The 24,894-nt window shown below is 69.4% G+C and carries 27 protein-coding genes; 13 read left to right on the plus strand and 14 right to left on the minus strand.

Annotated features, from left to right (window positions below; all coding sequences use genetic code 11):
• Window positions 1–39: 39 nt before the first annotated feature.
• Genes dapA through DY023_RS07310 form a run of 4 tightly spaced genes read right to left on the minus strand, consistent with a single transcriptional unit; the run spans window position 40 to window position 3,123 of the window.
• Window positions 40–1,017, minus strand: a complete 978-nt coding sequence (gene dapA / locus DY023_RS07295; protein WP_116241686.1) for a 4-hydroxy-tetrahydrodipicolinate synthase — start codon at window positions 1,015–1,017, stop codon at window positions 40–42.
• Window positions 1,018–1,064: 47 nt separating this feature from the next.
• Complete coding sequence (locus tag DY023_RS07300) at window positions 1,065–1,826, minus strand: SDR family NAD(P)-dependent oxidoreductase (RefSeq protein WP_116241687.1); 762 nt, start codon at window positions 1,824–1,826, stop codon at window positions 1,065–1,067.
• A complete protein-coding gene (locus tag DY023_RS07305) occupies window positions 1,826–2,323 on the minus strand; it encodes a dihydrofolate reductase (RefSeq protein ID WP_281271912.1) in 498 nt (165 codons plus the stop codon). Before DY023_RS07305 ends, DY023_RS07300 begins: the two co-directional genes overlap by 1 nt.
• A complete protein-coding gene (locus DY023_RS07310; protein ID WP_116241688.1) occupies window positions 2,320–3,123 on the minus strand; it encodes a thymidylate synthase in 804 nt (267 codons plus the stop codon). Before DY023_RS07310 ends, DY023_RS07305 begins: the two co-directional genes overlap by 4 nt.
• 91 nt (window positions 3,124–3,214) lie before the next feature.
• Between DY023_RS07310 and DY023_RS07315 the strand changes: the two genes are divergently transcribed.
• The 3 genes from DY023_RS07315 to DY023_RS07325 all read left to right on the plus strand — a co-directional run bounded on the left by DY023_RS07315 (window position 3,215) and on the right by DY023_RS07325 (window position 4,710).
• Window positions 3,215–3,640: a TlpA family protein disulfide reductase gene (locus DY023_RS07315; protein ID WP_116241733.1), complete on the plus strand. Its 426-nt coding sequence runs from the start codon at window positions 3,215–3,217 to the stop codon at window positions 3,638–3,640.
• Complete coding sequence (locus DY023_RS07320) at window positions 3,640–4,218, plus strand: DUF4395 domain-containing protein (RefSeq protein ID WP_116241689.1); 579 nt, start codon at window positions 3,640–3,642, stop codon at window positions 4,216–4,218. Before DY023_RS07315 ends, DY023_RS07320 begins: the two co-directional genes overlap by 1 nt.
• Window positions 4,219–4,284: 66 nt before the next feature.
• Window positions 4,285–4,710, plus strand: coding sequence for an OsmC family peroxiredoxin (locus DY023_RS07325; RefSeq protein ID WP_116241690.1), 426 nt, complete (start codon window positions 4,285–4,287; stop codon window positions 4,708–4,710).
• 82 nt (window positions 4,711–4,792) lie between these two features.
• On the opposite strand, the gene DY023_RS07330 is transcribed toward DY023_RS07325, so the two are convergent.
• Window positions 4,793–5,236 (minus strand): hypothetical protein, encoded by a 444-nt coding sequence (locus DY023_RS07330; RefSeq protein WP_116241691.1) that lies wholly within the window; start codon window positions 5,234–5,236, stop codon window positions 4,793–4,795.
• Between the two features lie 110 nt (window positions 5,237–5,346).
• On the opposite strand from DY023_RS07330, the gene DY023_RS07335 reads away from it, so the two are divergent.
• A complete protein-coding gene (locus tag DY023_RS07335; RefSeq protein WP_116241692.1) occupies window positions 5,347–6,357 on the plus strand; it encodes an ATP-binding cassette domain-containing protein in 1,011 nt (336 codons plus the stop codon).
• Window positions 6,354–7,184 (plus strand): ABC transporter permease, encoded by an 831-nt coding sequence (locus tag DY023_RS07340; protein WP_116241693.1) that lies wholly within the window; start codon window positions 6,354–6,356, stop codon window positions 7,182–7,184. The genes DY023_RS07335 and DY023_RS07340 overlap by 4 nt, the downstream gene beginning before the upstream one ends.
• 58 nt (window positions 7,185–7,242) lie before the next feature.
• Here the strand turns inward: DY023_RS07340 and DY023_RS07345 are convergent, their stop codons facing one another.
• Both DY023_RS07345 and dapB read right to left on the minus strand, forming a co-directional pair.
• Complete coding sequence (locus DY023_RS07345; RefSeq protein ID WP_116241694.1) at window positions 7,243–10,407, minus strand: ATP-binding protein; 3,165 nt, start codon at window positions 10,405–10,407, stop codon at window positions 7,243–7,245.
• Window positions 10,404–11,150 carry a 4-hydroxy-tetrahydrodipicolinate reductase gene (gene dapB / locus DY023_RS07350; RefSeq protein WP_116241695.1) on the minus strand — a complete coding sequence of 249 codons (747 nt, stop codon included), beginning with the start codon at window positions 11,148–11,150 and terminating at the stop codon, window positions 10,404–10,406. The genes DY023_RS07345 and dapB overlap by 4 nt, the downstream gene beginning before the upstream one ends.
• A 69-nt stretch (window positions 11,151–11,219) precedes the next feature.
• On the opposite strand from dapB, the gene DY023_RS07355 reads away from it, so the two are divergent.
• From DY023_RS07355 to DY023_RS07365, 3 genes are read left to right on the plus strand one after another with little or no spacing between them, the layout of a single operon-like run.
• Window positions 11,220–11,687, plus strand: a complete 468-nt coding sequence (locus DY023_RS07355; protein WP_116241696.1) for a GNAT family N-acetyltransferase — start codon at window positions 11,220–11,222, stop codon at window positions 11,685–11,687.
• Window positions 11,687–12,049 carry a hypothetical protein gene (locus DY023_RS07360; protein ID WP_116241697.1) on the plus strand — a complete coding sequence of 121 codons (363 nt, stop codon included), beginning with the start codon at window positions 11,687–11,689 and terminating at the stop codon, window positions 12,047–12,049. The genes DY023_RS07355 and DY023_RS07360 overlap by 1 nt, the downstream gene beginning before the upstream one ends.
• A gap of 44 nt (window positions 12,050–12,093) precedes the next feature.
• Window positions 12,094–12,558 carry a hypothetical protein gene (locus DY023_RS07365; protein ID WP_116241698.1) on the plus strand — a complete coding sequence of 155 codons (465 nt, stop codon included), beginning with the start codon at window positions 12,094–12,096 and terminating at the stop codon, window positions 12,556–12,558.
• A gap of 40 nt (window positions 12,559–12,598) precedes the next feature.
• On the opposite strand, the gene DY023_RS07370 is transcribed toward DY023_RS07365, so the two are convergent.
• Window positions 12,599–14,044, minus strand: coding sequence for an HNH endonuclease signature motif containing protein (locus DY023_RS07370; protein ID WP_116241699.1), 1,446 nt, complete (start codon window positions 14,042–14,044; stop codon window positions 12,599–12,601).
• Between the two features lie 303 nt (window positions 14,045–14,347).
• On the opposite strand from DY023_RS07370, the gene DY023_RS07375 reads away from it, so the two are divergent.
• Window positions 14,348–14,821: an NUDIX hydrolase gene (locus DY023_RS07375; protein ID WP_116241700.1), complete on the plus strand. Its 474-nt coding sequence runs from the start codon at window positions 14,348–14,350 to the stop codon at window positions 14,819–14,821.
• Here the strand turns inward: DY023_RS07375 and DY023_RS07380 are convergent.
• The 3 genes from DY023_RS07380 to DY023_RS07390 all read right to left on the minus strand — a co-directional run bounded on the left by DY023_RS07380 (window position 14,818) and on the right by DY023_RS07390 (window position 18,989).
• Window positions 14,818–15,420, minus strand: coding sequence for a histidine phosphatase family protein (locus DY023_RS07380; protein ID WP_116241701.1), 603 nt, complete (start codon window positions 15,418–15,420; stop codon window positions 14,818–14,820). The two genes, DY023_RS07375 and DY023_RS07380, sit on opposite strands and share 4 nt — an antisense overlap.
• A gap of 70 nt (window positions 15,421–15,490) precedes the next feature.
• Window positions 15,491–16,516: an aldo/keto reductase gene (locus DY023_RS07385; protein ID WP_116241702.1), complete on the minus strand. Its 1,026-nt coding sequence runs from the start codon at window positions 16,514–16,516 to the stop codon at window positions 15,491–15,493.
• Window positions 16,517–16,718: 202 nt separating this feature from the next.
• Window positions 16,719–18,989: a polyribonucleotide nucleotidyltransferase gene (locus DY023_RS07390; RefSeq protein WP_116241703.1), complete on the minus strand. Its 2,271-nt coding sequence runs from the start codon at window positions 18,987–18,989 to the stop codon at window positions 16,719–16,721.
• Window positions 18,990–19,285: 296 nt separating this feature from the next.
• Between DY023_RS07390 and DY023_RS17965 the strand changes: the two genes are divergently transcribed.
• Both DY023_RS17965 and DY023_RS17970 read left to right on the plus strand, forming a co-directional pair.
• Window positions 19,286–19,462, plus strand: coding sequence for a DUF5302 domain-containing protein (locus tag DY023_RS17965; RefSeq protein WP_181905758.1), 177 nt, complete (start codon window positions 19,286–19,288; stop codon window positions 19,460–19,462).
• Window positions 19,463–19,488: 26 nt separating this feature from the next.
• Window positions 19,489–19,641: a hypothetical protein gene (locus DY023_RS17970; protein ID WP_181905759.1), complete on the plus strand. Its 153-nt coding sequence runs from the start codon at window positions 19,489–19,491 to the stop codon at window positions 19,639–19,641.
• Window positions 19,642–19,668: 27 nt separating this feature from the next.
• Here DY023_RS17970 and DY023_RS07395 read toward each other — a convergent pair whose 3' ends face one another.
• From DY023_RS07395 to DY023_RS07405, 3 genes are read right to left on the minus strand one after another with little or no spacing between them, the layout of a single operon-like run.
• On the minus strand, window positions 19,669–20,919 hold the full coding sequence (locus DY023_RS07395; protein WP_116241704.1) for an MFS transporter: 1,251 nt from the start codon (window positions 20,917–20,919) through the stop codon (window positions 19,669–19,671).
• A 47-nt stretch (window positions 20,920–20,966) separates the two neighbouring features.
• Window positions 20,967–21,611: an FMN reductase gene (locus tag DY023_RS07400; protein ID WP_116241705.1), complete on the minus strand. Its 645-nt coding sequence runs from the start codon at window positions 21,609–21,611 to the stop codon at window positions 20,967–20,969.
• A 1-nt stretch (window position 21,612) separates the two neighbouring features.
• A complete protein-coding gene (locus DY023_RS07405; RefSeq protein WP_181905762.1) occupies window positions 21,613–22,821 on the minus strand; it encodes a CE1758 family FMN-dependent luciferase-like monooxygenase in 1,209 nt (402 codons plus the stop codon).
• 123 nt (window positions 22,822–22,944) lie between these two features.
• Between DY023_RS07405 and DY023_RS07410 the strand changes: the two genes are divergently transcribed.
• Both DY023_RS07410 and DY023_RS07415 read left to right on the plus strand, forming a co-directional pair.
• Window positions 22,945–24,078 (plus strand): acyltransferase family protein, encoded by a 1,134-nt coding sequence (locus DY023_RS07410; RefSeq protein ID WP_116241707.1) that lies wholly within the window; start codon window positions 22,945–22,947, stop codon window positions 24,076–24,078.
• 134 nt (window positions 24,079–24,212) lie between these two features.
• Window positions 24,213–24,893: an ankyrin repeat domain-containing protein gene (locus DY023_RS07415; RefSeq protein ID WP_116241708.1), complete on the plus strand. Its 681-nt coding sequence runs from the start codon at window positions 24,213–24,215 to the stop codon at window positions 24,891–24,893.
• Window position 24,894: the final 1 nt, after the last annotated feature.

A 24,894-nucleotide genomic window follows, 5' to 3' on the forward strand; every position in this document is an offset into this window, starting at 1 on the left:
GCTCCCTGCGCCCGTCTGCGGGCCGCCGACGAACGACCGTCATCTGGTCGTGCCGTGCACCTTGGGGAGTGCGCCGCCTGCGGCGGCATTGCGGTCGGGACGGAAGTCGGAGAAGTCCGCACCCGGGATGTCCTTGACGAGGGCGAGCTCGTCTTCGATGGCTGCAGCCTCCCACTCCTCCGGCCCGACGAGGGGCAGGCGCACGCGGGGGCTGTCGATGCGGCCGAGGCCGTGCAGGATGTACTTCGCCGAGACGGTACCCGGCACGTGGGTCATCGCTGCGCGCACCAGCGGCTCGAGGCGCTTGTGCTCGGCGGTGGCCGTGGCCAGATCGCCGCGGTTCACCGCGTCGACGATGGTGCGGTACGGCGCGGAGGTGATGTTCGCGGTGACGCCGATCAGACCGGTGGCGCCGATCGAGAGGTGCGGCAGCACATTCGAGTCGTCGCCGGAGAAGTACATCAGGTCGGTCTGGTTGAGCACCCGGCTGACCTCGGAGAAGTCGCCCTTGGCGTCCTTCACAGCGAGGATGTTGGGGTGCTTGGCGAGCCGCAGGATGGTCTCGTACTTGATCGGCACGCCGGTGCGGCCGGGGATGTCGTACAGGATCACCGGCAGGTCGGTCGCGTCGGCGACCAGACGGAAGTGGGTGAGGATGCCGGACTGCGTGGGCTTGTTGTAGTACGGCGTGACGATCATGATGCCGTCGGCGCCGGCCTTCTCGCTGGCCTTGTACAGCTCGATGGCGTGCGCGGTCTCGTTCGATCCGCCGCCGGTGATGATCTTCGCGCGGCCCGCGGCGACGTCCTTGCCGACCTCGACCAGGCGGAGCTTCTCCGCGTCGGTCAGCGTCGAGGTCTCGCCGGTGGTGCCGGTGACGACGATGCCGTCGGCACCGTCCGAGATCACACGGTCCATGTGCTTCTCGACGGAGGGCCAGTCGACCTCACCGTCGGCCGTCATCGGAGTGATGAGGGCGACGAGCACCTGTCCGAAGGGATTGCCCGTATGCGTCATGCCTCCCAGCGTATCGGTTCGGGATGCCGCGGCGCGCGACGGATGCGTCAGACGCGGCCTCGGCGCGCGACGCCCGAGGTCAGCGAGCGCGGCAGGATGCCGGTCAGTGCGACGACCACCTTGTACCTGAGTGAGGGGACCGACACGGCCCTGCCCCGGGCGGCGTCGCGCAGGCCCTCCCGCACGACGTCCTCGGCATTCAGCCACAGGATGCCGGGGATGCCCTCCTCGCCGCGGGCGAGGCCCATCCGCTCATGGAAGGTCGTGTGCGTGAACCCGGGGCACACCGCGGTGACGGTGACGTTGTCGCGGGCGTACTCCGCATTCGCCCACCGGCTGAAGCCGATCAGCCAGGACTTGCACGCCGAGTAGGTCGATCGCGAGATGAACCCGGCCACGGATGCCACGTTGATGATGCGTCCGCCGCGGCCGCGCATCGTCTGCAGCGCGGCGTGCATGAGCCGCATCGAGGCCTCGACGTGCACACGCAGATGGCGCACCTCGGCGTCGATGTCGTTGTCGGCGAACTGCAGCGGCAGCCCGAAGCCGGCGTTGTTCACCAGCAGGTCGACGGGGTTCCGAACGTCGCGCAGTCGTGCGGCCACGATCTCGACGTCGGCCTCGACCGACAGATCAGCGGCGATCACGTCCGCCGACACACCGTAGGTGCCGCGCAGTTCCGCGGCGAGCGCCTCCAGTGCATCCACGCCGCGCGCGACGAGGATGAGATCCGCACCGCGAGCGGCGAGCTGGTGGGCGAACTCGGCGCCGAGTCCGGCACTGGCTCCGGTGATGAGCGCGATCGGCATCAGCGCTCGTAACGCAGGAAGCGGTACCGGATGCCGGTGCGCGAGGTGTGCCGCTCCCCCTCGGACACCAGACGCCAGCCGGCCTTCGACGGCGCGTAGGCGTCACCGGCGACTTCGAGGTCGAGTTCCGTCACCTCCAGGCGGTCGGCGTCTGCGATGACCTGCGCGAAGATCTCGGCACCGCCGATCACCCAGACCTTCTCGAGTCCGCGGGCGGCGTCCTGAACGTTCGCGGCGCGACGGGCGCCCTCAGCAGTCCAGTCCTGCTGCCTGGTGATCACGATGTTCTCACGCCCCGGCAGCGGGCGGAACCGCTCCGGCAGGGAGTCCCAGGTCTTGCGCCCCATGATCACCGGGGCACCGAGCGTGATCTCCTTGAAGTGCGCCATGTCCTCGGGCACGTGCCAGGGCATGCCACCGGAGGCGCCGATGACTCCGCCGTGGGCCTCGGCCCAGATGAGTCCGACCATCATCGGTCCGACCGGCTCCGCGCTCATACCGCCACCGCCGCCTTGATCGAGGGGTGGTGCTGGTAGCCCTCGACGACGAAGTCGTCATAGGCGTAGTCGAGGATCGACTCGGGCTTCCGCGCGAAGCTCACGGTCGGGTACGGGTACGGCTCGCGGGTGAGCTGCTCGCGCACCTGCGCGACGTGGTTGTCGTAGATGTGGCAGTCGCCGCCGGTCCAGACGAAGTCGCCGGGCTCGAGCCCGGTCTGCTGCGCAACCATCATGGTCAGCAGCGCGTACGACGCGATGTTGAACGGGACGCCGAGGAACAGGTCGGCGCTGCGCTGGTAGAGCTGGCACGACAGCTTCCCGTCGGCGACGTAGAACTGGAACATCGCGTGGCACGGCGCGAGCGCCATCTCGGGGATGTCGGCGGGGTTCCAGGCCGACACGATGAGCCTGCGGGAATCGGGCGTGGCCCTGATCTGCTCGATCACCTGGGCGAGCTGGTCGATGTGCCCGCCGTCGGGGGTGGGCCAGGAGCGCCACTGCACGCCGTACACCGGTCCGAGGTCGCCCTCGGCGTCGGCCCACTCGTCCCAGATCGTGACGCCGTTGTCCTGCAGCCAGCGCACGTTCGAGTCTCCCCGCAGGAACCAGAGCAGCTCGTAGGCGATGGACTTGAAGTGCACGCGCTTGGTCGTGATGAGGGGGAAGCCCTCGGCGAGATCGAACCTGATCTGGCGGCCGAACACGCTGGTCGTGCCGGTGCCCGTGCGATCGTCCTTGTGGGTTCCGTTCGCGAGGACGTCGCGGAGCAGATCTTCGTACGGCGTGGGAACGGTCATGACACACACGATACCTTCGGCCGCTGACGTCGGATCCGTCATCCTGTGTCACATCGGCCCCACCCGCCCGCGCCGGACGTACTCTCTGAACATGGATCCGATCGTCGCGCTCGCCGTCGCCGGGGCGCTGCTCGTCGGCACCTTGGTGGTCGGCTTCGTCTGGCAGGCGCGCGACGGCCGCCGACGATCCGGGCACGGCCGGCGAGTGGATGCCGAGGACACCGGCGCTCTCGCGCCTCGCGCGACGCTCGTGCAGTTCAGCACCGAACTGTGCGCGCGCTGCCCGCAGGTGCGCAGGATGCTGGGGCAGGTGGCCGATGCGCACGACGGTGTCGTCCACACCGAGGTGGACCTGACGCACCGCACCGATCTGGCGTCGAAGTACCACGTGCTGCAGACTCCGACGACGTTCCTCGTGGACGCCGCAGGAGTGGTGCGGGCCCGTTTCAACGGCGTGCCACGTCGAGCCGACGTCGAAGAGGCGCTGGGCGCTTTTCCCCGACTGCAGGAGGCATGATGAGCACCCCGACCGGCATCGATCCCCGGGGGCCGCGGTTCGCGGCATCCATCACCGCCGTCCTGCTGCTGATCGCCGTACTGCTGGGATTGACCGGACTGTCGACGGCGCAGGTCTCGGCATCGTTCGGGTGGTTCGCCTATCAGCCGCTCTCCACCGCGAGGGACTTCGGGTTCGTCGCGGGGAACGGCCCCTGGGCGGTGCAACTCGCCGGGCCGTTCGCGCGCATCCTCGACCCTGCCTTCCTCCTCCTCCTGTTCATCGCGCTGCTGTTCCTGTGGGGCGTGCTCTCGCCGCGGACCCAGCCGTGGAGCGTGCTGTTCCGCAGGCTCGTACAGCCGCGCCTCGCTCCCCCGGCTGAGCTCGAGGATCCCCGTCCGCCGCGCTTCGCGCAGGGCGTCGGCCTCTTCGTCGTCGGCATCGGCCTGCTGCTGCACCTGCTCGGCGTGCCGTGGGCACTGCCGATCGCGGCCGCCGCCGCGTTCATCGCCGCCTTCCTCAACGCGGTCTTCGGTTATTGCCTCGGGTGCCAGCTGTACCTGCTGCTGCGACGCGCCGGCATCCTGCGCGCGGCCTGAACCGTTCCCTCCGGCGTGTGCGCTGGATAGGCTTGCCGGACAGCCCGCCCCAACACAGGAGGAACCATGCCCGTCACCAGCGAAGCCGCCAGCACCTGGACCGGATCCCTGATCGAGGGGTCGGGCACCGTCGCCTTCTCCTCGTCGAACCTCGGCACCTTCCCGATCGACTGGAAGGCCCGCAGCGAGGGGTCCGACACGACCACCACGCCCGAGGAGCTGATCGCCGCCGCGCACGCGTCGTGCTTCAGCATGGCGCTCTCGAACGCGCTCGCCGAGAACGGCACCCCGCCGGAGCGCGTGAACACGACGGCCTCCGTCACCTTCAAGCCCGGCACCGGCATCACCGGCAGCCACCTGAACGTGAACGCGACCGTCCCGGGACTCACGCCCGAGCAGTTCCAGCAGTTCGCCGAGGGCGCCAAGGCCGGATGCCCGGTCTCGCAGGCCCTCGCCGGCATCGAGATCACCCTCGAGGCCGCGCTCGCCTGAGCATAATCCCGCAGAAATCCCGGATGTCGCAGAGTTCCGAACGGTTCCCTGCGACATCCGGGATTTCTGCGTTCTGCCCGGGTCAGGGCGTGGTCTTCGCGATCCTGATCGCCTCGCGGATGCTGGAGCGGGCGTCCTTGCGGCGCCCTGCGGCGTCCTGCACCACCCCGAGGCGGTAACGGGCGCGCCAGTCCTGCGGCGCGGCATCCGCAGCGTCCGTGTACCGGGTGACGAGCGGTTCGATGTCGTCCTTCATCAGCCGGCCACTCGGCGTGAGCTGCTCCGGCGCCTCCGGCATCCCGCCCTCGCCGTCGAGCTGCCGGCCTAGCCGGTCCGCGGCGAGGCCGAAGGCGAGCTCGCGGTACATCGCCCAGGCGCCGATCGGCGCGATGACGATCAGGGCGATGCCCATCGCGATCCCGGCGCCGGTGCCGCTGCGCAGGAAGAGCACGGCGAGCCAGACGACGGCCACGATGTACAGCAGCAGCGCGGCGGACATGACGGCGACGCCGATGCGAGAGGTCATGCCTCAATCCTAGGAGCGCGTGCGGCCCGTCCCCACGCGCTGACAGCCGGTGACAGTCGCAGACAGCGTCGTGACAGTGCGCCGACAGCGGCGGGACGGATGCTCGTCGCATGACGAACTCCACTTCAGAATGGGCCATCGCGGCCGACGGACTCGTGAAGGTGTTCGGTGCGAACCGCGCAGTCGACGGCGTCGACCTGCGCGTGCCCACCGGCACCGTCTACGGAGTCCTCGGCCCGAACGGCGCCGGCAAGACCACCACCATCAACATGCTCGCGACGCTGATGCGTCCGGACAGCGGGAGCGCCCGCATCTTCGGCCACGACGTCGTGCGCGAGGCGCACGTCGTCCGCCAGCTCATCGGCGTGACCGGGCAGTTCGCGTCGGTGGACGAGACCCTGTCCGCGAACGAGAACCTCATGATCTTCGCCAGGCTGCTCGGCCTGACGCGGGCGGAGGCGCGCGCCAAGTCCGCGGACCTGCTCGAGCGGTTCGGGCTCACCGAGGCGGCGCGCCGCCCACTCGCCCAGTTCTCCGGCGGCATGCGCCGTCGTCTCGACCTGGCGGCGTCGCTGATCGCCCAGCCGCCGCTGATCTTCCTCGACGAGCCGACCACGGGTCTCGACCCGCGCACCCGCGGGCAGATGTGGGACACCATCCGCGAGCTCGTGCACACCGGCTCCACCGTGATGCTCACCACGCAGTACCTCGACGAGGCCGACCAGCTGGCCGACCGCATCGCGGTGATCGACCGCGGTCGCGTCGTGGCCGAGGGCTCCCCCGATGACCTCAAGGCCTCCGTCGGAGCATCCTCGCTGCAGCTGCGGCTCACCGAACCGGCGGATGCCGGGGACGCGCTGCGCGCGATCGAGCGGGTGCTCGGCGTGCAGGGGGTGCTCTCCCCCGAGGCCGCTCGGATCACCGCCCCCATGACCGATGCCGATCGGGTCGCGGACCTGCTCATCGTGCTCCGCGAGGCCGGCATCGGCCTCAGCGAGATGAGCGTGCAGAAGCCGACCCTGGACGAGGTCTTCCTCACCATCACAGGTCACTCCGCCGAGGACGAGACCGAAGACAGCGCGGCTGCGGCCGCCTCACAGAAGCAGGAGGTGCGCGCATGAGCGCTCTCGCCCCCGCGGCCACCCGCATCATCCCCGCATCCGAACGGGATCTGAAGAACCACGCGGGTCTCCGGCTCGCCCTGCGCAACACCCTCACGATGGCCGGGCGCGGCGTCATCAAGATCCGTCGCACGCCCGAGCAGCTGATGGACGTCACGCTGCAGCCGATCCTGTTCACACTGATGTTCACCTACATCTTCGGCGGCGCGATCTCGGGCGACGTGCAGTCGTACCTGCCTGTGATCATCCCCGGCATCCTGGTGCAGACGGTGATCACCACCTCGGTCGTCACCGGCGTGCAGCTGCGCGAGGACATGGACAAGGGCGTGTTCGACCGGTTCCGCTCGTTGCCGATCGCGCGCATCGCCCCGCTGTCCGGCGCGCTGCTGGCGGACACCGTCCGCTACGCGATCGCCACCGTGCTCACCTTCACGATGGGCGCCCTGATGGGCTTCCGTCCCGGTGGCGGTCTCTGGTCCGTGGTCGCCGCCGGCCTGCTGGTCGTCGTGTGCTCGTGGGCGGTGAGCTGGATCTTCGCATTCTTCGGCGTGATCGCCCGCACCGCCTCGAGCGTGCAGGGGATCTCGATGATCATCCTGTTCCCGCTGACGTTCCTCTCGAACGCCTTCGTGCCGGTCGACACCATGCCCGACTGGATGCAGTGGTTCGTGAACATCAATCCGGTCTCGCACCTCGTGACGGCCGTCCGCGAGCTCACCGCGACCGGTGCGTTCGGAGCGGACGCCTGGATCTCGCTGCTCGGCGCGGCCGTGATCGTCGCTGTCTTCGCACCGCTCACGGTGCGGGCCTACATGCGAAAGGCCTGATCCTCCCGATGCTCAGGGGCGTCCGCCGACGGCGGGCGCCCCTTCCGCGCGCCCGGGCTCAGCGGCTGGTGAGCACGGCCAGCCCGCGCTCGAGTCGTCGCTCGGGGCTGAGTGCGGCGACCTCGGCGCGAACCCGCTGCACGACATCCGCGCCGGCGATCCGCTCGGCATCCGCCAGATGCGCGTCGAGGTGGAGCGTCGGCATGTTCTGCCGGCCGCCGAGGACCTCGGAGAGCGCGACGGCCTCGACGCCGCGCGCGACCTGTCCCGGGCTGCGGAGCGCCCAGGCCGACCAGCCCATGAGGGCGGTGCCCAGCACCGGGCGGTCCACTCCCTCTCGGCGCTGCCGGCAGGCGGCGATCGTCCTGGTGCGCAGCCTGCGCTCCCAGATCGCGACCTCGTCCGCCGCCAATCCCAGCGAGCGCACGGCTGCCGCGAGATAGCCGGACATCGCCATCAGGTACCACGGCGAACGCCGTGGCGACGGTTCGGCGAACGCCCGCATGGCGGCGGCGAAGTGCTCGGATGCGGAGACGAGATCGCCGTCCACCAGGTCGGCCTCGGCCAGACCGTAGACACCGATGGAGGTGAGTTCCAGGCCGTCCTGACTGAGTCCGCCCTCGTCGACGAGCCGCTGGAACAGCGGCCGGGCGTCCGCGGTGCGTCCCAGGCACAGCAAGGCACCACCGCGCACCCACTCCTGCTGACTGAGCTGATCCTGCGCGTCGTACTCGCGGAACACCTCGGCGGCGCGGTCCAGCCAGACGAGCGCGTCCTCGGCGTCACCGGTCTGCGCGGCCAGCTGCGCAGCGAGATCGGCGGCCAGTCCCTCCGCCCACCGCTCGCCGATCCGCCTGGCACGCTCCCAGGCGCTGCGCGCGGCGCGCATCGCGGCGTCCGGCTCGCCATCGTTCTCCGAGGCCTGCGACATGAGGATGTCGGCGGCCAGCTGTGCACGGGGGTCCGTCTCGCCCGCGACGATGTCGCCTGCGCCGGCGGTTCCTCCGCGGGCCGCCGCGTCCAGCGCCTCGGCCAGCAGCCGCCAGGCCGGGGCCAGGCTGTCACCGGCCGCCTCCCTGCGCAGCCGCAGCAGCGCGAGACCCCGCGCCGCACCCGGGTCGCCGCTGATCATGCAGCCCAGCACGCCCATCGCCAGGGCGATGACAACGAGATCGGTGCCGATCCCGTCGCGATCGGTCCCCGCGGCGGCTCCGATCATCCGCGGGGCGTAGCCGATGAACTCCGTGAACGAGCCGCGGATGAACCAGGACTGGCCGAGCACGGCGAACAGCACCACCGCATCGGCGTCGCAGTCCGCGGCGAGGAGATGGCGCAAGACATGGACCAGGTTGTCGTGCTCCCGGCTGACCGCCAGATGCTCCGCCGCGCTCAGCCCCGCCGGGAATCGTCTGCTGCCCTCGCCCTGTGCGGTGGCGAACTCCGTCGCCCAGGTGATCACGGCTTCCCAGGCCTCCCCCTCGCCGTCGGCGTCCTGCAACCGCTCCTGGCCGAACTCGCGCACGGTCTCGAGCATCCGGAAGCGCACCTCCACCCCGGCATCGTTCTCGATCACGCCGAGGAGCGAGTGCGAGACCAGCAGGTCGAGCACGTCGTCAGCCGGCCCGCCACCCAGCACCGCCTCGGCGATCGAGGCGGAGAAACCGCCCGGCAGCACCGAGAGCAAGGACAGCGCTCGCTGCGCCTCTGGTGCCAGCAGGTCCCAGCTCCACTCGATCACCGCCTGCAGGGTGCGATGCCGTTCCGGCGCCGATCTGTCACCGGTCGTCAGCAGCGCGAATCGGTTCTCGAGTCGCAGCTCGATCTGCTCGGGCGTCATCGTGCGCACGCGCGCGGCGGCGAGCTCGATCGCCAGCGGCAGTCCGTCGAGATGGCGGCACAGGCGCGCGATCGTCTCGAGGTCGAGCGTCGCTCCGGGGCGGGCTGCATGCGCCCTCTCGATGAAGAGCCGCACGGCGGGAGCCGCCGGATCGGCGTCGATCGTCAGAGGTTCCAGCGGCAGCACCTGCTCGGCGGCGATCGCCAGCGGAGTGCGGCTCGTCGTGACGATCCGCAGCGTCGGCACGGCGGCCAGCAGCTCCGCCGCGCACTGCGCGGCGCCGTCGATCACCTGCTCGCAGTTGTCCAGCACGAGGAGCGTGCGCCGCTCGCCCAGCATCGCGATGACACGCGCCATCAGGTCGGGTCGCGGCACCGCGTCGTTCAGGCGACGACCGGGGGTGATCTCGCTGATGCCGAGGGCTGCGGCGACGGCGATCGGCACACCCGCGTCCTCGCGAACGCCGGCGAGGGGGACGACGACGACCGCGGAAGCATCGGCGTCGAGCGCGATCGCCTGAGCCAGCCGCGTCTTGCCCAGGCCCCCGGCACCGAGGATCGTCAGCAGTCGCGTGCGTGCAAGCAGAGCCTTCGCCTCGCGGAGCGCCTCGTCCCGGCCGATCAGCTCGTTCGGTGCGGCTTGGACTCCGATGCGCACCCTCGGCCCGGCCTGATCCGAGGTCTGCAGCAGCCGCGCGTTGAGCTCGACGGCCGCCGGCGACGGCGACGTGCCGAGCTCGTCCCGCAGCCGCATGCGCAGACTCGCGAAGAGCGCGAGCGCCTCGGAGGTGCGACCGGCGTGCGCCAGCGCTTCCATCAGCGCCACATGGACGCCGTCGTCGAGAGGGCGCTCTTCGGCCAGCGCGGTCAGCACTGCGATGGCCTCGGGGTCTCGGCCGGCGTCGGCGTAGGCGGTGGCGAGGCCGGAGCGGATCGTGTCGAGCAGGGCTGTCGCGGTGCGGGTCAGTTCGCCGGCCACCGGCGCGTCGCCGAGATCGAGCCCCGGCTCGCCACGCCACAGCGCGGCCGCGGACTCGAGCAGGTCGATCCGCTGCGGGTCCCGCCCCGCCCGGTTCGTCGCCTCCAGGACGAGCTGCTTGGCACGGTGCAGGTCGGTCTCATCGGTGCCGAGGGCGTAGCCGCCCGGAGCGCTGCGCACGAGGTCGGCGCCGCCGCCCGCGCGTGCCCGGGACACCAGCGTCTGCAGGGCCGCTTTCGGGTTCTGCGGCTGTTCCTCGCCCCAGACATCATCGGCGAGCGCGGTGACGGAGCGGACCGAGCCGCTGCCGCTCAGGGTCAGCGCCGCCAGCAGCGCGCGCATGGCTGCGCCACCCGCATCGCGATCGGCGAGCTGGACGGGGCCGAGCACGCCGACCCGGAAGGTCATGCGTTCGGGCGCAGGCCGAGGTCGATGATGTTCTCCAGTCCGACGACGACGCCTCGCGCGTCACGCGCGAAGGGCAGCGCGAGACGGATGCCAGGGGTGTAGGCCGCAGCGGAGTCCACGGTGTCGTGGGTGATGGTCAGTGATTCCCCTGCACCCGACAGGATGACCTCCTGCTTGGCGACCACGCCGGGACGGCGCAGGGAGTGGATCGGCACCCCCGCGACCCGCTGACCACGGGCGCGCTGATCGGCGTGGGGAGCCGAGACGGGCCCCTGCCCCTCCCGCGCATCCGCCATCAGCTCGGCCGTGCGCACCGCCGTGCCGCTCGGCGAATCGATCTTGGTGTCGCGGTGCGCCTCGATGATCTCAGCGGAGGCGAAGAACGGCGCGGCGGCCGCAGCCAGCGCAGAGCCGAGCGCCGACCCCAGCGAGAAGTTCGGGATGAACACGACGCCCGTGCCCGCGGCGTCCGCCAGGGGACGCACCAGGGCGATCCGCTCCTGGGACCAGCCGGAGGTGCCGACGAGCACGTTGATGCCGCGCTCGATCGCGGCGCGCACGACCTCGACACTGACGGAGGGCGTCGACGCGTCGACGACGAGGTCGGCGCCGTCGAGCTCGGAGAGGTCGCTGGACGAGCCGAGCACCCGAGTCACCTCGAAGCCGTCGAGCTCGTCGATCACCGCCCGGATGATGCCGCCGAGCTTGCCGGATCCGCCGACGAGAGCAACCTGTGTGGTCATGATTCCAGTTTAGGTATATGGCAGTCAGGACGGCTCTGGACCTGCCGTGACGCGCGATACCGTTGCTCCATGGTGACATTCCGCGCCGTCCCGGCCACAGATCCTTCGGCAGTCGCCGTCCTCACCGATTACTTCGCGATGAGGGCCGCCGCATTCCCGGGCGAGTACCGCCCGGCGTTCCCCGGACCTGACGCGTTCCGCGAGCCCGACGGCGTGTTCCTGCTCGCGCTGGGCGACGACGGCGAGGTGCTCGGATGCGGCGCCGTGCGGCGCCTGGCCGACGGCGGCTCCGGTCCGCGTTTCGAGATCAAGCACCTGTTCGTGCAGCCCGCGGGTCGCGGCGCAGGAACCGGACGCGCGATCCTCGAGGAGCTCGAGCGCCGCGCCACGGGCTGGGGTGCGACCGAGCTGGTCCTCGACACGCACCACACTCTCGAGGCCGCCGGCGGCCTGTACGCCCGCAGCGGCTACGAGCAGATCGAGCCCTACAACGAGAACCCGAATGCGACGAGGTGGTACGGCAAAGCGGTCTCCTGATGTCGCGCTCACCGCCCGACCCGGACGCGTCATTGGATCCGTTCGTGAACGGGCTCGGTGTGCTGTCTCGGAACGGCGACGTCGTCGGTCACGTGGCCACCGTCCGCTGGGAGTTCCACACACTGTTCAGCCGCAAGCAGCAGTGGTGGATCTGGACCGTCGTCATCTGGAACGACGGCAGGCGCGAACGCCCCGAAGAGGATTATCCGCCCCGGTCGAGCGTTGCCGAGATGAAGGACGGTTACCTCGAGGTTTACAGCAGAGACGAAGCTCGGGCGGGCCGATACGATTTCGCCTGGCTTCAACCGGAAGCCGCGCGAGAAGGCTGGTCACGGTTGGGAATCACTCACGCCGATTTCTGAGACGTGGTGAGAACGTCGCCGCCGGCGAAGTGTCGAGGAGCAAGATGCACGTTGACCTGATTGAGTCCATCGCCTGGTGGCGCATCGGCCTTACGGACGGCCGACGCGCCGTGGCCGACGCAGCGACCGATGCGCTCGTGCATGGGTCGGAGAGCGCTGCGGTGGCGGAACTCGCCGGAATCCGGGACGACGAGAATCCGTTCGTCGTCGATGCCCTCGTCGCACGCGTGGTCGCCGATCTCGGACTCGAGAGCGCCATGAGTGAGGATCCCGAACTGCCTGCTGCACGCCGACTCTGTCGAGCCACGTTGACCGGTGAGACAAGTGAGCGGGAGCTGACACGATGGATCCACTCGTACTTTCATCACGAGAGCACGTCCGATCTTGTCAATCAGTTGGCCGACCTCGATGACGAGTTCGATCTCGCCGAGGACGGTGTGCAGGGAACGACAGCCGACGTACGTGCACGAGTACGCGCGGTTGCGACGCTGATCGTGGACGGGGCATGATCCGACAGGTCTGAACCGGGCCGCGGAGCCGGCCGTAGCCTCAGGGGCTCGCTCGACTCGCGAGTGTGCGGACTCTGGCCTTGCCGGTGGGGTGCCAGTCGCGGCGGCTGTCCCACCAGGCGGGTCCGCGGATCTCGGGGACCCCATGTCTCATCCGGATCTGCCAGTGCGACAGGTGCAGGGTGCGGTGATGATGCCAGCACAGCAGCACCCCGTTGTCGGTATGAGTCGGCCCGCCCTGCGCGTGCTCCTGGACATGGTGGATCTCGCACCAGGTCGCCGGGATCGTGCACCCCGGCACCACGCACCCACCGTCGCGGGCGACGATCGCCCGCCGCTGCAGCGCGTTGAAGACCCGGCCGGACGTGCCCAGTGAGGCGATACGCCCCCGGTCATCGAACAGCACCCGCTGGATGCCGCCCGCACAGCCGGTCTGCGCAGCCACCCGGATCGGAACCGGCCCGTCATCGGCACCGTCGACATGCGCGAACCCCGTACCGGCGGCATAGTCCGCCGCTGTCACGGTGACCACAAGAGTCGGCGACGCACCACCCAGATCCGGCAGCTCCCCGCCCCGGGCAGCGACGGTCAGGATCGTCGCGAGCGCATCATGCAGCCTCTGCGCCCTCGTGCGATCATCACCCTGATCGATCCCGCCATTCGGGTTCGTTTCAGGATCGGCGGCGTCGTCGAAGCAGACTCCGGCCCCGGCGCGCGGGCTGAGCAGCGCGTCGTTCAGCCGCTGCCACTGCGCATACACCTCCGGCAACAGCCCACCGCTGACGGGGTACACGCCATCACGGAGCGCACCGAACCGGAGCCCCCTGTTCCGCGACGCGATCTCATCATCCGGCTCCGCACCATCCGGATCCAGCACCGCCACCACCGCCCGGGAGAACTCCGCAACCTCACCCGGTGACGGCACAGGCACGCGTCCGATCTCGACACCGGTGTCCGGGTGCAGCACGACCCCGGTCGCATACGCGGCCACCAACCGATCCGCCGCCGCCCGCTGCTCGTCGCTGATCCGAGCACGGGCATGCTCGACCGGATCCGCCCCGGCCAGCAGACCGCCCAGTCCGACATCCCCCACCAACAGCGCGTCACGCAACCGGTCGTACTTCGCAGGCAAGAACACCCCGTCCGTGATCCCCCGCGCGCGAGCCGCATACCCGGCCGCGCGCACCAGCCGCCCCGCGTGGGCCTTGTCGATCCGGCACACCATGGACAGCAGATCGACAGGCCGCTGGCACCCGTGCCGGGTCGTCAGCCGCTCATCCCGCAACCCCTCCGACCGATCCCGCACCTGCACCGCCGCCTCCACCAGCACGCCGTCCACACGCCGCTGCAACCGCGCGGCGACATCCAACAGCCGCATCAGTTCAGCATCCGGCAGGTCGGGGATCTGCTCCCCCTCGAACACGTCAGCGAGCACCCCGGCCAGCTCTGCCTCCAGAGCCTCCACCCGGTCCACGACGCTGTTCATACCCCCTATTCAACCGAGAGCCACCGACATTCGAACACCCATTCGACCCAAACCTTAAACCCCAGGTCGAACCGACTTTCGCCGACCTCAGGAAAGCCGTTTCATCTCGCTCCGCTCGCCGGCGACGGGGCGCTCGAGCGAACGCCCTCGCCGGCATCATCAGCGCGCGAGCGCGTTTGCGCGGCAGAATTCGGCTTGCGCGGCGCATATACGCGCCGCGCAAGCCGAGGTGAGCAGCGCGACCGCGCGAACCGCGCTCACCACCGAAGCGCTCCAGCCGCCCGATCCCGCTAGCATCGTCCGGTGAGCAGATTCTCGGTCATCCCGGCGTCCTACGTCTTCCTGCGCAGCGACGAAGGCGTGCTGCTGCAGCTGCGGCAGAACACCGGCTACATGGACGGGATGTGGAGCGCCGGAGCCGCCGGGCACGTCGAGCCAGGTGAGACCGCGACCCGCGCCGCTGTGCGCGAGGTCTCCGAGGAACTCGGCATCGCCATCGCCCACGACGACTTCGACCCGATCTGCGTGCTGCAGCGCACCGACGGCACCGACGACCCGATCGAGCAGCGCGTCGAGTGGTTCTTCACCTGCACGACCTGGTCCGGTGAGCCCACGGTCCGGGAACCCGAGAAATGCGCCGAACTGCGCTGGTTCCCCCTCGACGCCCTGCCGCCGAACATGCCGCCGCACGAGCGGCACGCCCTCGACTGGCTGCGAGAGCACGCCGGGGTCGGCATCCTCTCCCTCGGCTTCGCGGAAGAGGTCGTGGGCGCCTAGACCGCCGCGTAGTCCGGAAGGCCGGTGCGCAGCTCCATCGGCAGATGCCCCAGGTCGTTGTGCGCGAGCAGCGACCACGGGCGGCCCTGCTTCTGCGCGATCACCGTCAGCCCGCAGTGCGCCTGGTTCAGCGTCATCCAGCGCCACTCCGGCGCACCGAGCACCTCGCGCACGAACCACGAGATCACGAAGTTGTGCGTGATCAGCACCTCGTGCACCTCGCCGTTCTTGCGCATCAGGAACTCGTTCACCGCGTCGGACATCTGCGCCTTGCCCGCTTCGATCTCGGCTTCGGTCACCGAGCCGAAGAACGGCTCGAACGCGGCCGGCGTGTCGTCGGTCATGCCGGTGGGCACGCAGTCGAACAGGAGCGCGGAGGGCTCGGGGTCGACAGAGGGCAGGCGTGCCGCCACCGCCCGCGCGGTCTCGGTCGCACGCAGCAGCGGCGAGTGCCAGACGGCATCGAGCGGCAGTCCGGAAAGGCGATCCGCGATCAGCTCGGCCTGCCGCTGCCCCCGTGGCGAGAGGGGTCCGTCATCGACACCGTGCTCGGCATCCTGATGTTCGCCGTGCCTGACCAGATAGATGTAATGCGTCACAACCCGCTCGCTTCATGCCCCATCATCGGGGCACCTCCAGCCTATGCCACCCGTCGACGTAGGGTGCTGCTCAGCTCGCCGCCCGGGTGAGATCGGCGACCTGCGCGCGCGAGAGCGTGACGCCGGCGCCCTGCATCAGTTCATCGACCTGCTCGGGCGCGAAGGTGTTCACGATCGGCGCCGCGATCGTGCGCTGTGCGAGAAGCCAGGCGATCGACACGGCTGCGACCGGCACCGCCAGTTCCTGCGCCACCAGATCCAGCGCCCGCAGGATCTTGATCCCGCGGCGGTTCAGATGCGAGCGCAGCTGCTCACCGCGCACGCCGGTGGCCGACTGCTTGCTGCGGTGCCGCCCGGAGAGGAACCCGTGCTCGAGCGCGTGCGAGGGCGTGACCGCCAGGTTCTGCGCGCCGGCCACCAGCCGCAGGTCGCCCTCGAAAGGCTCCCTGCGTGCGAGGTTGTACGGCTCGTCGATCACGTCGATCCGCGGATACCCGGCGGATGCCAGAATGCGGGCCTCGACAAGGCGCTCGGCTGCGAAGCGGAACGCGCCCACCGCGCCGATCTTGCCGCTCTCGCGCAGCCACTCGACCGTCGCCATGGTGTCTTCGAGGTTGGTGCCCTGATCGAGCGTGGCATCCAGGTAGAGCACGTCGATGTGCTCGGTGCCGAGCCGGCCCAGTGAGGCCTCCACGGCGCGGACGAGGTTGACCGACCCGAGTCCGGGGTTGTCGGGATGCGCGCCCACTCGTGCCCCGAGCACGATGCGATCCCGAACGCCTCGGGAGGCCAGCCATTGGCCGACGATGTGCTCGCTGCGTCCACCCGAGTAGCCGTCGGCGGTGTGCACGGCGTTGCCGCCGAACTCGAGGTACCGGTCCAGAATGGCGTGACTGGTGTCGCGGTCGACGTTCCAGCCGAACTCGGCGGCACCGAGCATGAGCGGGAAGGTGCGCAGACCGGTCTCGCCCAGATCCGCGCGGATGCTCTCACCCACACCCGGTCCGACGACGGGAATCGGGGCGGAAGGATGCTCGTCGGCCTGCTGCGGGGCGCGCTCCGCTTCGGCTGATGTGCCGACGCTGAAAAGACGCATTCTCTAAAACCCCCGCGGATCTTCCGATCCGTTCGACTTTCAGCACCCCCCGGTGCGTACTTCGAGGGTAAGCGACGATTTCCGCGGCTCCTGCTGATTCCCTGGGAACGGGGGAAAGTCAGCGTAACGTTTTGGTCACATCGGATACGACAGAGGTCCGGTCCCGCGAACGGGACCGGACCTCGTGATCGGATGCCGGAGCTCAGCCCTCGACGACCTCTTCGACCTTCTCCTCCGCGGCGGCCTCCTCGAGCACGGGCTCGAGGGACAGCTTGCCGCGGTCGTCGATCTTGGTGATGCGGACCAGCAGCTTCTGGCCGACCGACAGCACGTCGTCGACGTTCTCGACGCGCTTGCCACCGGCGAGCTTGCGCACCTCGGTGACGTGCAGCAGGCCGTCCTTGCCGGGCAGCAGCGAGATGAAGGCGCCGAAGGTGGCGATCTTCACGACGGTGCCGAGGAACTGCTCGCCGACCTCCGGGTTGGTCGGGTTGGCGATCGCGTTCACCTGAGCGCGAGCGGCCTCGGCCGACGGGCCGTCGACGGCGCCGATGTAGACGGTGCCGTCCTCCTCGATGGAGATCTGGGCGCCGGTCTCGTCCTGGATCGCGTTGATCGTCTTGCCCTTGGGGCCGATCAGCTCACCGATCTTGTCGACGGGGATCTGCACGCTGATGACGCGCGGCGCGGTCGGCGCCATCTCGTCCGGAGCGTCGATCGCGGCGTTCAGAACACCCAGGATCGTGAGGCGGGCCTCCTTGGCCTGGGTCAGCGCGCCGGCCAGGACCTCGGAGGGGATGCCGTCGAGCTTGGTGTCGAGCTGGATCGCCGTGACGAACTCGCTCGTACCGGCGACCTTGAAGTCCATGTCGCCCAGCGCGTCCTCAGCGCCCAGGATGTCGGTCAGCGCCGCGTAGCGGGTCTGACCGTCGACCTCGTCGGACACCAGGCCCATGGCGATGCCGGCGACGGGTGCGCGCAGCGGCACACCGGCGTTCAGCAGCGACAGGGTCGAGGCGCAGACGGAGCCCATCGAGGTGGAGCCGTTCGAGCCGAGGGCCTCGGAGACCTGACGGATCGCGTAGGGGAACTCCTCGCGGGTGGGCAGCACCGGCACGAGGGCGCGCTCGGCCAGGAAGCCGTGCCCGATCTCGCGACGCTTCGGCGACCCGACGCGGCCGGTCTCACCGGTCGAGTAGGGCGGGAAGTTGTAGTGGTGCATGTAGCGCTTGCTCGTCGTGGGCGACAGCGAGTCGATCTGCTGCTCCATCTTCAGCATGTTCAGCGTGGTGACGCCCATGATCTGGGTCTCACCGCGCTGGAAGATCGCCGAGCCGTGCACGCGCGGGATGACCTGCACCTCGGCGTCGAGCGGGCGGATGTCCGCGAGGCCGCGGCCGTCGATGCGGATGTTCTCGCTGAGGATGCGTCCGCGGACGATCTTCTTGGTGACCGACTTGTACGCGGCCGCGAACTCGAGGGTCGCGACGGCCTGCAGCTCGCCCGCCTCGACGGCGGCGATCAGCTCGGCGTGGACGCGCTCCTTGATCGCATCATCGGCGTTCTGACGCTCCTGCTTGTCGGCGATCTGGTACACGCCGACGAGCTCGTCGTACGCGCGCTGTGCGACGAAGTCGTAGGTCTCCTGCGAGTAGGGCAGGAACACCGGGTAGACGCCAGGCTCCTTGGACGACTGCGCGGCCAGCTCGGCCTGAGCCTTCACCAGCTGGGCGATGAAGGGCTTCGAGGCCTCGAGGCCCTGGGCCACGATCTCCTCGTTCGGCTTGGTGGCGCCGGCCTTGATCAGGTTCCAGCTGCCCTCGGTCGCCTCGGCCTCGACCATCATGATCGCGACGTCCTCGGAGCCGTCGGCCTTGGTGACGACGCGACCGGCGACGATGAGGTCGAACACGGCCTCGCCGACCTGCTCGGCCGTCGGGAACGCGACCCACTGGTCGGCGTGCTCGCCGTGACCCGGGATGAACGCGAGACGCACGCCGGCGACGGGGCCGGAGAACGGCAGACCCGAGATCTGGGTCGATGCGGATGCCGCGTTGATCGCGAGCGCGTCGTAGAACTCGCCCGGTGCGATCGAGAGCACGGTGATGACGATCTGGACCTCGTTGCGCAGGCCGTCGACGAACGACGGGCGCAGCGGACGGTCGATGAGGCGGCAGACCAGGATCGCCTCGGTGGAGGGGCGACCCTCACGCCGGAAGAACGAGCCGGGGATCTTGCCTGCTGCGTAGGAGCGCTCCTCGACGTCGACCGTCAGCGGGAAGAAGTCGAAGCCCTCGCGCGGGTGCTTGCCCGCGCTGGTGGCCGAGAGGAGCATGGTCTCGCCGTCGAGATAGGCGGCGACTGCGCCCTGAGCCTGCTGCGCGAGGCGGCCGGTCTCGAAGCGGATCGTACGGGTGCCGAAGCGGCCGTTGTCGAGAACGGCCTCGGTGGCGGTGATTTCAGGACCTTCCAAGAGGTCTCTCCTTCTTTGTTTAGACTCGCGCGCCCGTCTGGCGTGCGAGGACTCACGAAGGAGCGGATGCGGAAAGTCTCGGCGCGCGGGAGAACCCGCGGTTCTCGCCTGCGCTGGTCACCAGTAGAAGACCACCCGACGCCTCGCCGGGGAACCCACCACAGGAGACCAGCTTCTCAGCCGACCGCTCCGTGCCTGTGTGCAATTTGTATGGATGCCACAGGCAACCGCGTCGAGTCTAGCAGTGCGACTCGCGGATCACGCCGTGGCCGTCGGCAGCGGGCTAGGCTGGCGCCATGAGTACCGAAGGCAAAGACGCCGCGTCCGACGAGATGAAGCGCAAGTTCAGAGAGGCGCTCGACAAGAAGAACGCGCGAGGCCGCAGCGGGGAGGCGCACCTGGACGGCGATTCGGCCGTGCACGCCACCAACGCCCCGCAGATGAAGCGCGAGTTCCGCCGCAAGAGCGGCTGAACAAGGATCAGCACAGGAGCACGCTCATGACAGACAAGAACCCGCAAGGCCCCGATGCGGAAGAGGAGGCCCGCCGCGAGGAGGAGGCCTTCGAGACCGCGCAGAGCGAGGCCGAGATCGCACTCGAGGTGCGCAGAGGTCTCGGCGCCGAGGCATTCGAAGGCGGCATCGAGGGCTGAGCCCCTCGCGTCGCCCGGTGCTGCGGGTCAGCGGATCCGCAGCACCGAAGGCGTCCTCACCGCGACGATCCCCACCGAGAGCACCAGCAGCACCGCTGCCCAGAACGTCACCACCGCGACACCGAACGTCTGGGCGAGGACGCCCAGCAGCAGGGAGCCGATCGGGATCATCCCGATCGCGAGCTCCTGCAGGCCGAGCACCCGGCCGTGCAACGGCTTGGCGGTGACGATCAGGAGCAGCGTCGTCTGCAGGACGCCGAACGCCGCGCTGGCGAATCCGGCGATCGCAAGCACCAGGAAGCCCGCCGGCGGCGAGGTCAGCATCGCGAAGACCGCCCACAGCGCACCCCACACCATCGTGCCGAAGACGAAGAGGGCGCCCTTGTTGCGGAAGTCCCCGAGCGACGCGATGACCACCGAGCCGATCAGTCCGCCGATGCCCGAGCACGAGAGCATGACGCCCAGTCCGTCGGCGTCCAGTCCGAAGCGCTGATCGGCGAACACGGGCATGAACGACTGATACACCGGCCACAGGAACGTGTTCGCGACCACGGTCACCATCAGCACGCACACGGCGAGCCTGTTGCCCCCGATCAGACGGAACCCGCTCACCAGCATCCGGAGTACGGATTCCGGCTCGGCATGTGCGACATGCGGGATGCTGCGCAGCGGCAGCAGCAGCAGGGCGAAGGAGATCGCGTACCAGGCGGTGGACACCCACAGCGCCGCGGGCGCACCCAGCCCGGCGATCATCGCGCCGCCGATCGCCGGCCCGACCACCTGCGTCATGTTCATCGCGAGCGAGTTCAGCGCGTTCGCGTTCGAGAGGTTCGCTGTCCCCACCAGCTCGAGCGCCAGGGAGGCTCGTGCCGTCTGCGACGGCGACTGCGCCAGGCCGATCGCCAGTCCCCCGGCGACCAGCACCCAGTACGACAGCATCCCGAACGAGGCGAGGAACGAGACGACGGCGATCGCCGTGGTCGCCCAGCCGCAGGCCACGAGCAGCAGACGCACCTTGTCGAAGCGGTCGGTGAGTGCGCCGGCGATCGGGCCGAGCAGCAGCGGGGCGAGCCGCACGGCGGTGAAGAGCGCCACCAGGAACTCCGAGCCCGTCATCTCGAAGGCCATCCAGCCGAGGACCAGAGTCTGCGTCCAGACTCCGCCGAAGAAGAACAGGTTCGAGGTCCACAGCAGCTGGAAGTTCCGGTTGCCCCGAAGCGAGGAGACCGCCGTGCCGATGCCGATCCGCTGAGTGGGGCGGGTGTCGGCTTCGGTCACGACGGTCTCCTTCAGTCAGTCCAGACTGAATGGTATACCATTTCGGTTCACTCCCCGGAGAGGCCTCCGAGCAGGTGACCGAACGACCGCCCCTTGCCGAGATAGGTCTCGGGGTCGAACGGGTCGGCGTCGGACGCCGGCTCGCGCCGCGCGATCGCCTCGGCCAGTTCGCGCGCTCCGCGCTCCACGCGGGCGCTCAGGGGCGCCACATCATCGGCGTTCGCGCCCCAGTCGCTCGACGCTGCGAACACGCCCGTCGAGACCGGTTCGGCATGCAGGTAGGTGAACAGCGGCCGGATGGCGTAGTCCACCGCGAGCGAGTGCCGAGCCGTGCCGGCGTTCGCGCCGATCAGCACCGGCTTACCGGTGAGCGCGTCGGGGTCGAGCACGTCGATGAACGACTTGAAGAGCCCCGAGTAGCTCGTCGAGAAGATCGGCGTCACGGCGATCAGCGCATCGGCCGAGACGACGGTGTTGATCGCCGTCTCGAGCGCGGGCGGCGCGAAACCGGTCAGCAGGTTGTTCGTGATGTCGTGCGCGAGGTCGCGCAGCTCGATCACGTCGACGGTCACCGGGATGTCCTGCTCGCGCAGGGTCTTCACCGTCTCCGCGGCCAGCCGGTCGGCCAGCATCCTCGTCGAGGACGGGTTGGACAGGCCCGCCGAGATCACGGCGATGCGACGCTCGGTCATCTCAGGCACCCGCCTTCGTGGCGGCCGCACCGAACGCCGATCCGGCGGGGGCGGCCCCGCCGTCCTGGTACGGGGATCCGGCAGTCAGGTTGTCGCCGCGGTTCGCGCCGGGGCGCGCCTCGCGGGCCGGGCCGTCACCGTAGACCGCCTTGACGCGGGTCGCGTGGGTCGGGGCATCCGGCACGTTGTCAGGACGGTCCTTCGCAAGCTCCTTGCGGAGTACGGGGACGACCTCGCCGGCGAGCAGGTCGATCTGCTCGAGCACCGTCTTCAGGGGCAGTCCGGCGTGGTCCATGAGGAAGAGCTGGCGCTGGTAGTCGCCGTAGTGCTCACGCATCGCCGCGTAGCGATCGATGACCTGCTGCGGCGAACCGACCGTCAGCGGGGTCATCTCGGTGAAGTCCTCCATCGACGGCCCGTGGCCGTAGACCGGGGCGTTGTCGAAGTAGGGGCGGAACTGCTTCACCGCGTCCTGCGAGTTCTTCGCCAGGAACGCCTGACCGCCCAGGCCGACGATCGCCGTCTCCGGAGCACCGTGGCCGTAGTGCGCCCAGCGCTGGCGGTACAGCTCGATGAGGCGCTGGTAGTGCTCCTTGGGCCAGAAGATGTTGTTCGCGAAGAAGCCGTCGCCGTAGTAGGCGGCCTGCTCGGCGATCTCGGGCGTGCGGATCGATCCGTGCCAGACGAACGGCGCGATGCCGTCCAGCGGACGCGGCGTGGCGGTGAAGCCCTGCAGCGGCGTGCGGAACTTGCCCTCCCAGTCCACCACGTCCTTGGTCCACAGCTCGTGCAGCAGCGCGTAGTTCTCGATCGCCAGCGGCAGCCCCTGGCGGATGTCCTGGCCGAACCACGGGTACACGGGGCCGGTGTTGCCACGCCCCATCATCAGGTCCATGCGGCCGCCGGAGAGGTGCTGCAGCATCGCGTACTCCTCGGCGATGCGCACCGGGTCGTTCGTGGTGATCAGCGTCGTCGAGGTCGACACGATCAGACGCTCGGTCTGCGCGGCGATGTACGCCAGCAGCGTCGTCGGGCTCGACGAGAAGAACGGCGGGTTGTGGTGCTCGCCGATGGCGAAGACGTCGAGCCCGGCATCCTCGGCGTGCTTCGCGATGGTGACCGCCGCCTGGATGCGCTCCGCCTCGCTGGGAGTGACGCCGGTGGTCGGGTCCTGAGTGATGTCGCTCACCGACATGAGACCGAACTGCATGCCGCTCTGTTCGTTCACGATTGCTCTCCAGATCGGGATGCCGCAGCATCCGGGTTTATTCAAATGAATGTATCTGGTACAACGCGCACCTCGCAAACTTATTCCCGCGGGTAGCCTCGAAGGATGAGCAGTGCCGCGCAGACCCCTCCCGTCACCGCGACCGGACCGATCGCCAGGGCACGACGAAGGGTGCCGTTCTGGGACAACGCCCGCTTCGCCTGCATCGTCCTGGTCGTGCTGGGGCACGGCATCCAGCGGCTGATCTACGACTCGGATGTCTCCTACGCGTTCTACCTGCTGATCTACGCGTTCCACATGCCCGCCTTCGCGATCATCTCGGGATACTTCTCCAAGGCCGCCAGCCCGACCCGGCGGCAGATGGCCCGCGTGATCACGGACATACTCGTGCCGTATGTGATCTTCGAAGGACTGTGGGCGCTGACCAAGTGGCTGGTCGAAGGAGAGCCGGGCAAGAACCTCACCCAGCCGTCCTGGACGCTGTGGTTCCTCCTCGCGCTGGGCACGTTCCGGCTCGTGCTGCCGTACCTCGCGCTGCTGCGCTGGCCCCTGGCGTGGACCTTCGTGATCTCGGTGTCCGTCGGCTACCTCGACAACGTCGGCAGCACGTTCTCGCTGTCACGCACGCTCGGCCTGATGTTCTTCTTCACCCTCGGCTGGTGGTTGAGGGAGCACGACATCGTGCGCCGGTTCCGCCTGATCGACTTCCGGCCGTGGTGGCTTCGCCTCGCTGCGGTCGCGGCATTCGCCGCCTGGGCTTTCGTCTGCTGGCGCTGGCTGCCGCTGTGGGACGAGATCGACCTGCGGTTCTGGTTCTTCTACGACGACTCCTACTCCGACCTCGCCTCGGACCAGTGGTGGGCCGGCGGCATCCGCGTGGCACTGATGCTGCTGGCGATCGTGCTGAGCGCGGCGTTCTTCGTGCTGGTCCCGCGCTCGCAGACCTGGTGGACGCACTTCGGCCAGTACACGATGTACGTCTACCTGCTGCACTCCTTCGTGCTGTACCCGTTCCGCGAGAGCGGCATCCTGCGCGACCTCGACCCGACGTGGATCTGGCTGCCCCTGATCACCGTGCTCGCCGTGCTCATCGCGTTCGGGCTGTCGACCAGGCCCGTGCGGCGACTGTTCCGTCCGCTCATCGAGCCCCGCCCGGCCTGGCTGTTCGCCGATCGGGCGCTGGTCTCGCCTCAGGACCACCGCAGCGACCCCACCGGCTCGCGACGCAGCCCGGAATAGCCCGCCGGGCGGAAACGAGTAGCCGATCGGATGATGCCGATCGGCGCCACCTCCTGCGAGCCTGGGCTTCCCGATCTCTGGAGAACTCGATGAATCCTCGTCTTTCGCCATCGCGCAGCCCCCGCAAGGCAGGGATGACGGCGGCCCTGGCCGCCGCGCTCGCAGCCGTCGCCCTCCTCGTGACCGCGTGCTCGTCGTCGCCGGCGTCCGACTCGGCACCGGCGGGCGGCGCCACCGCAGCACTCTGGCAGGCGGTCGACGACGGCGACGCCGACGCGGTCCGCGCCGCGATCGATGACGGCGCCGATCTCGAAGCGCGCGGTGACGGCGACGCCACTCCCCTGGTCGCCGCGACCAAGGACCAGCAGACCGACATCGCGCTGATCCTGCTCGACGCCGGTGCGGATCCCGATGCGAAGGACGACATGGAGGACTCCGCCTTCCTCTACGCCGGGGCGGAGGGGCTGGACGAGATCCTCACCGCGACGATCGAGCACGGCGCGGACGTCACCAGCACCAATCGATATGGCGGGACCGCACTGATCCCCGCGGGCGAGCACGGACACGTCTCGACGACGAGGATCCTCATCGAGGCGGGCGTGCCGCTCGACCACGTGAACGATCTGGGCTGGACCGCGCTGCTCGAGGCGATCGTGCTCGGCAACGGCTCAGACGATCACGTCGAGACGATCCGTCTGCTGCTCGATGCCGGCGCCGACCCGAGCATCGCCGACGGCAACGGCGCGCTGCCGCGCGAGCTTGCCGAACAGGCCGGATACGAAGAGATCGTCGCGCTGATCGACCAGGCGTCCTGAG

The sequence above is a fragment of the Microbacterium bovistercoris genome, assembly GCF_003387575.1.
Lineage (GTDB): Bacteria > Actinomycetota > Actinomycetes > Actinomycetales > Microbacteriaceae > Microbacterium > Microbacterium bovistercoris.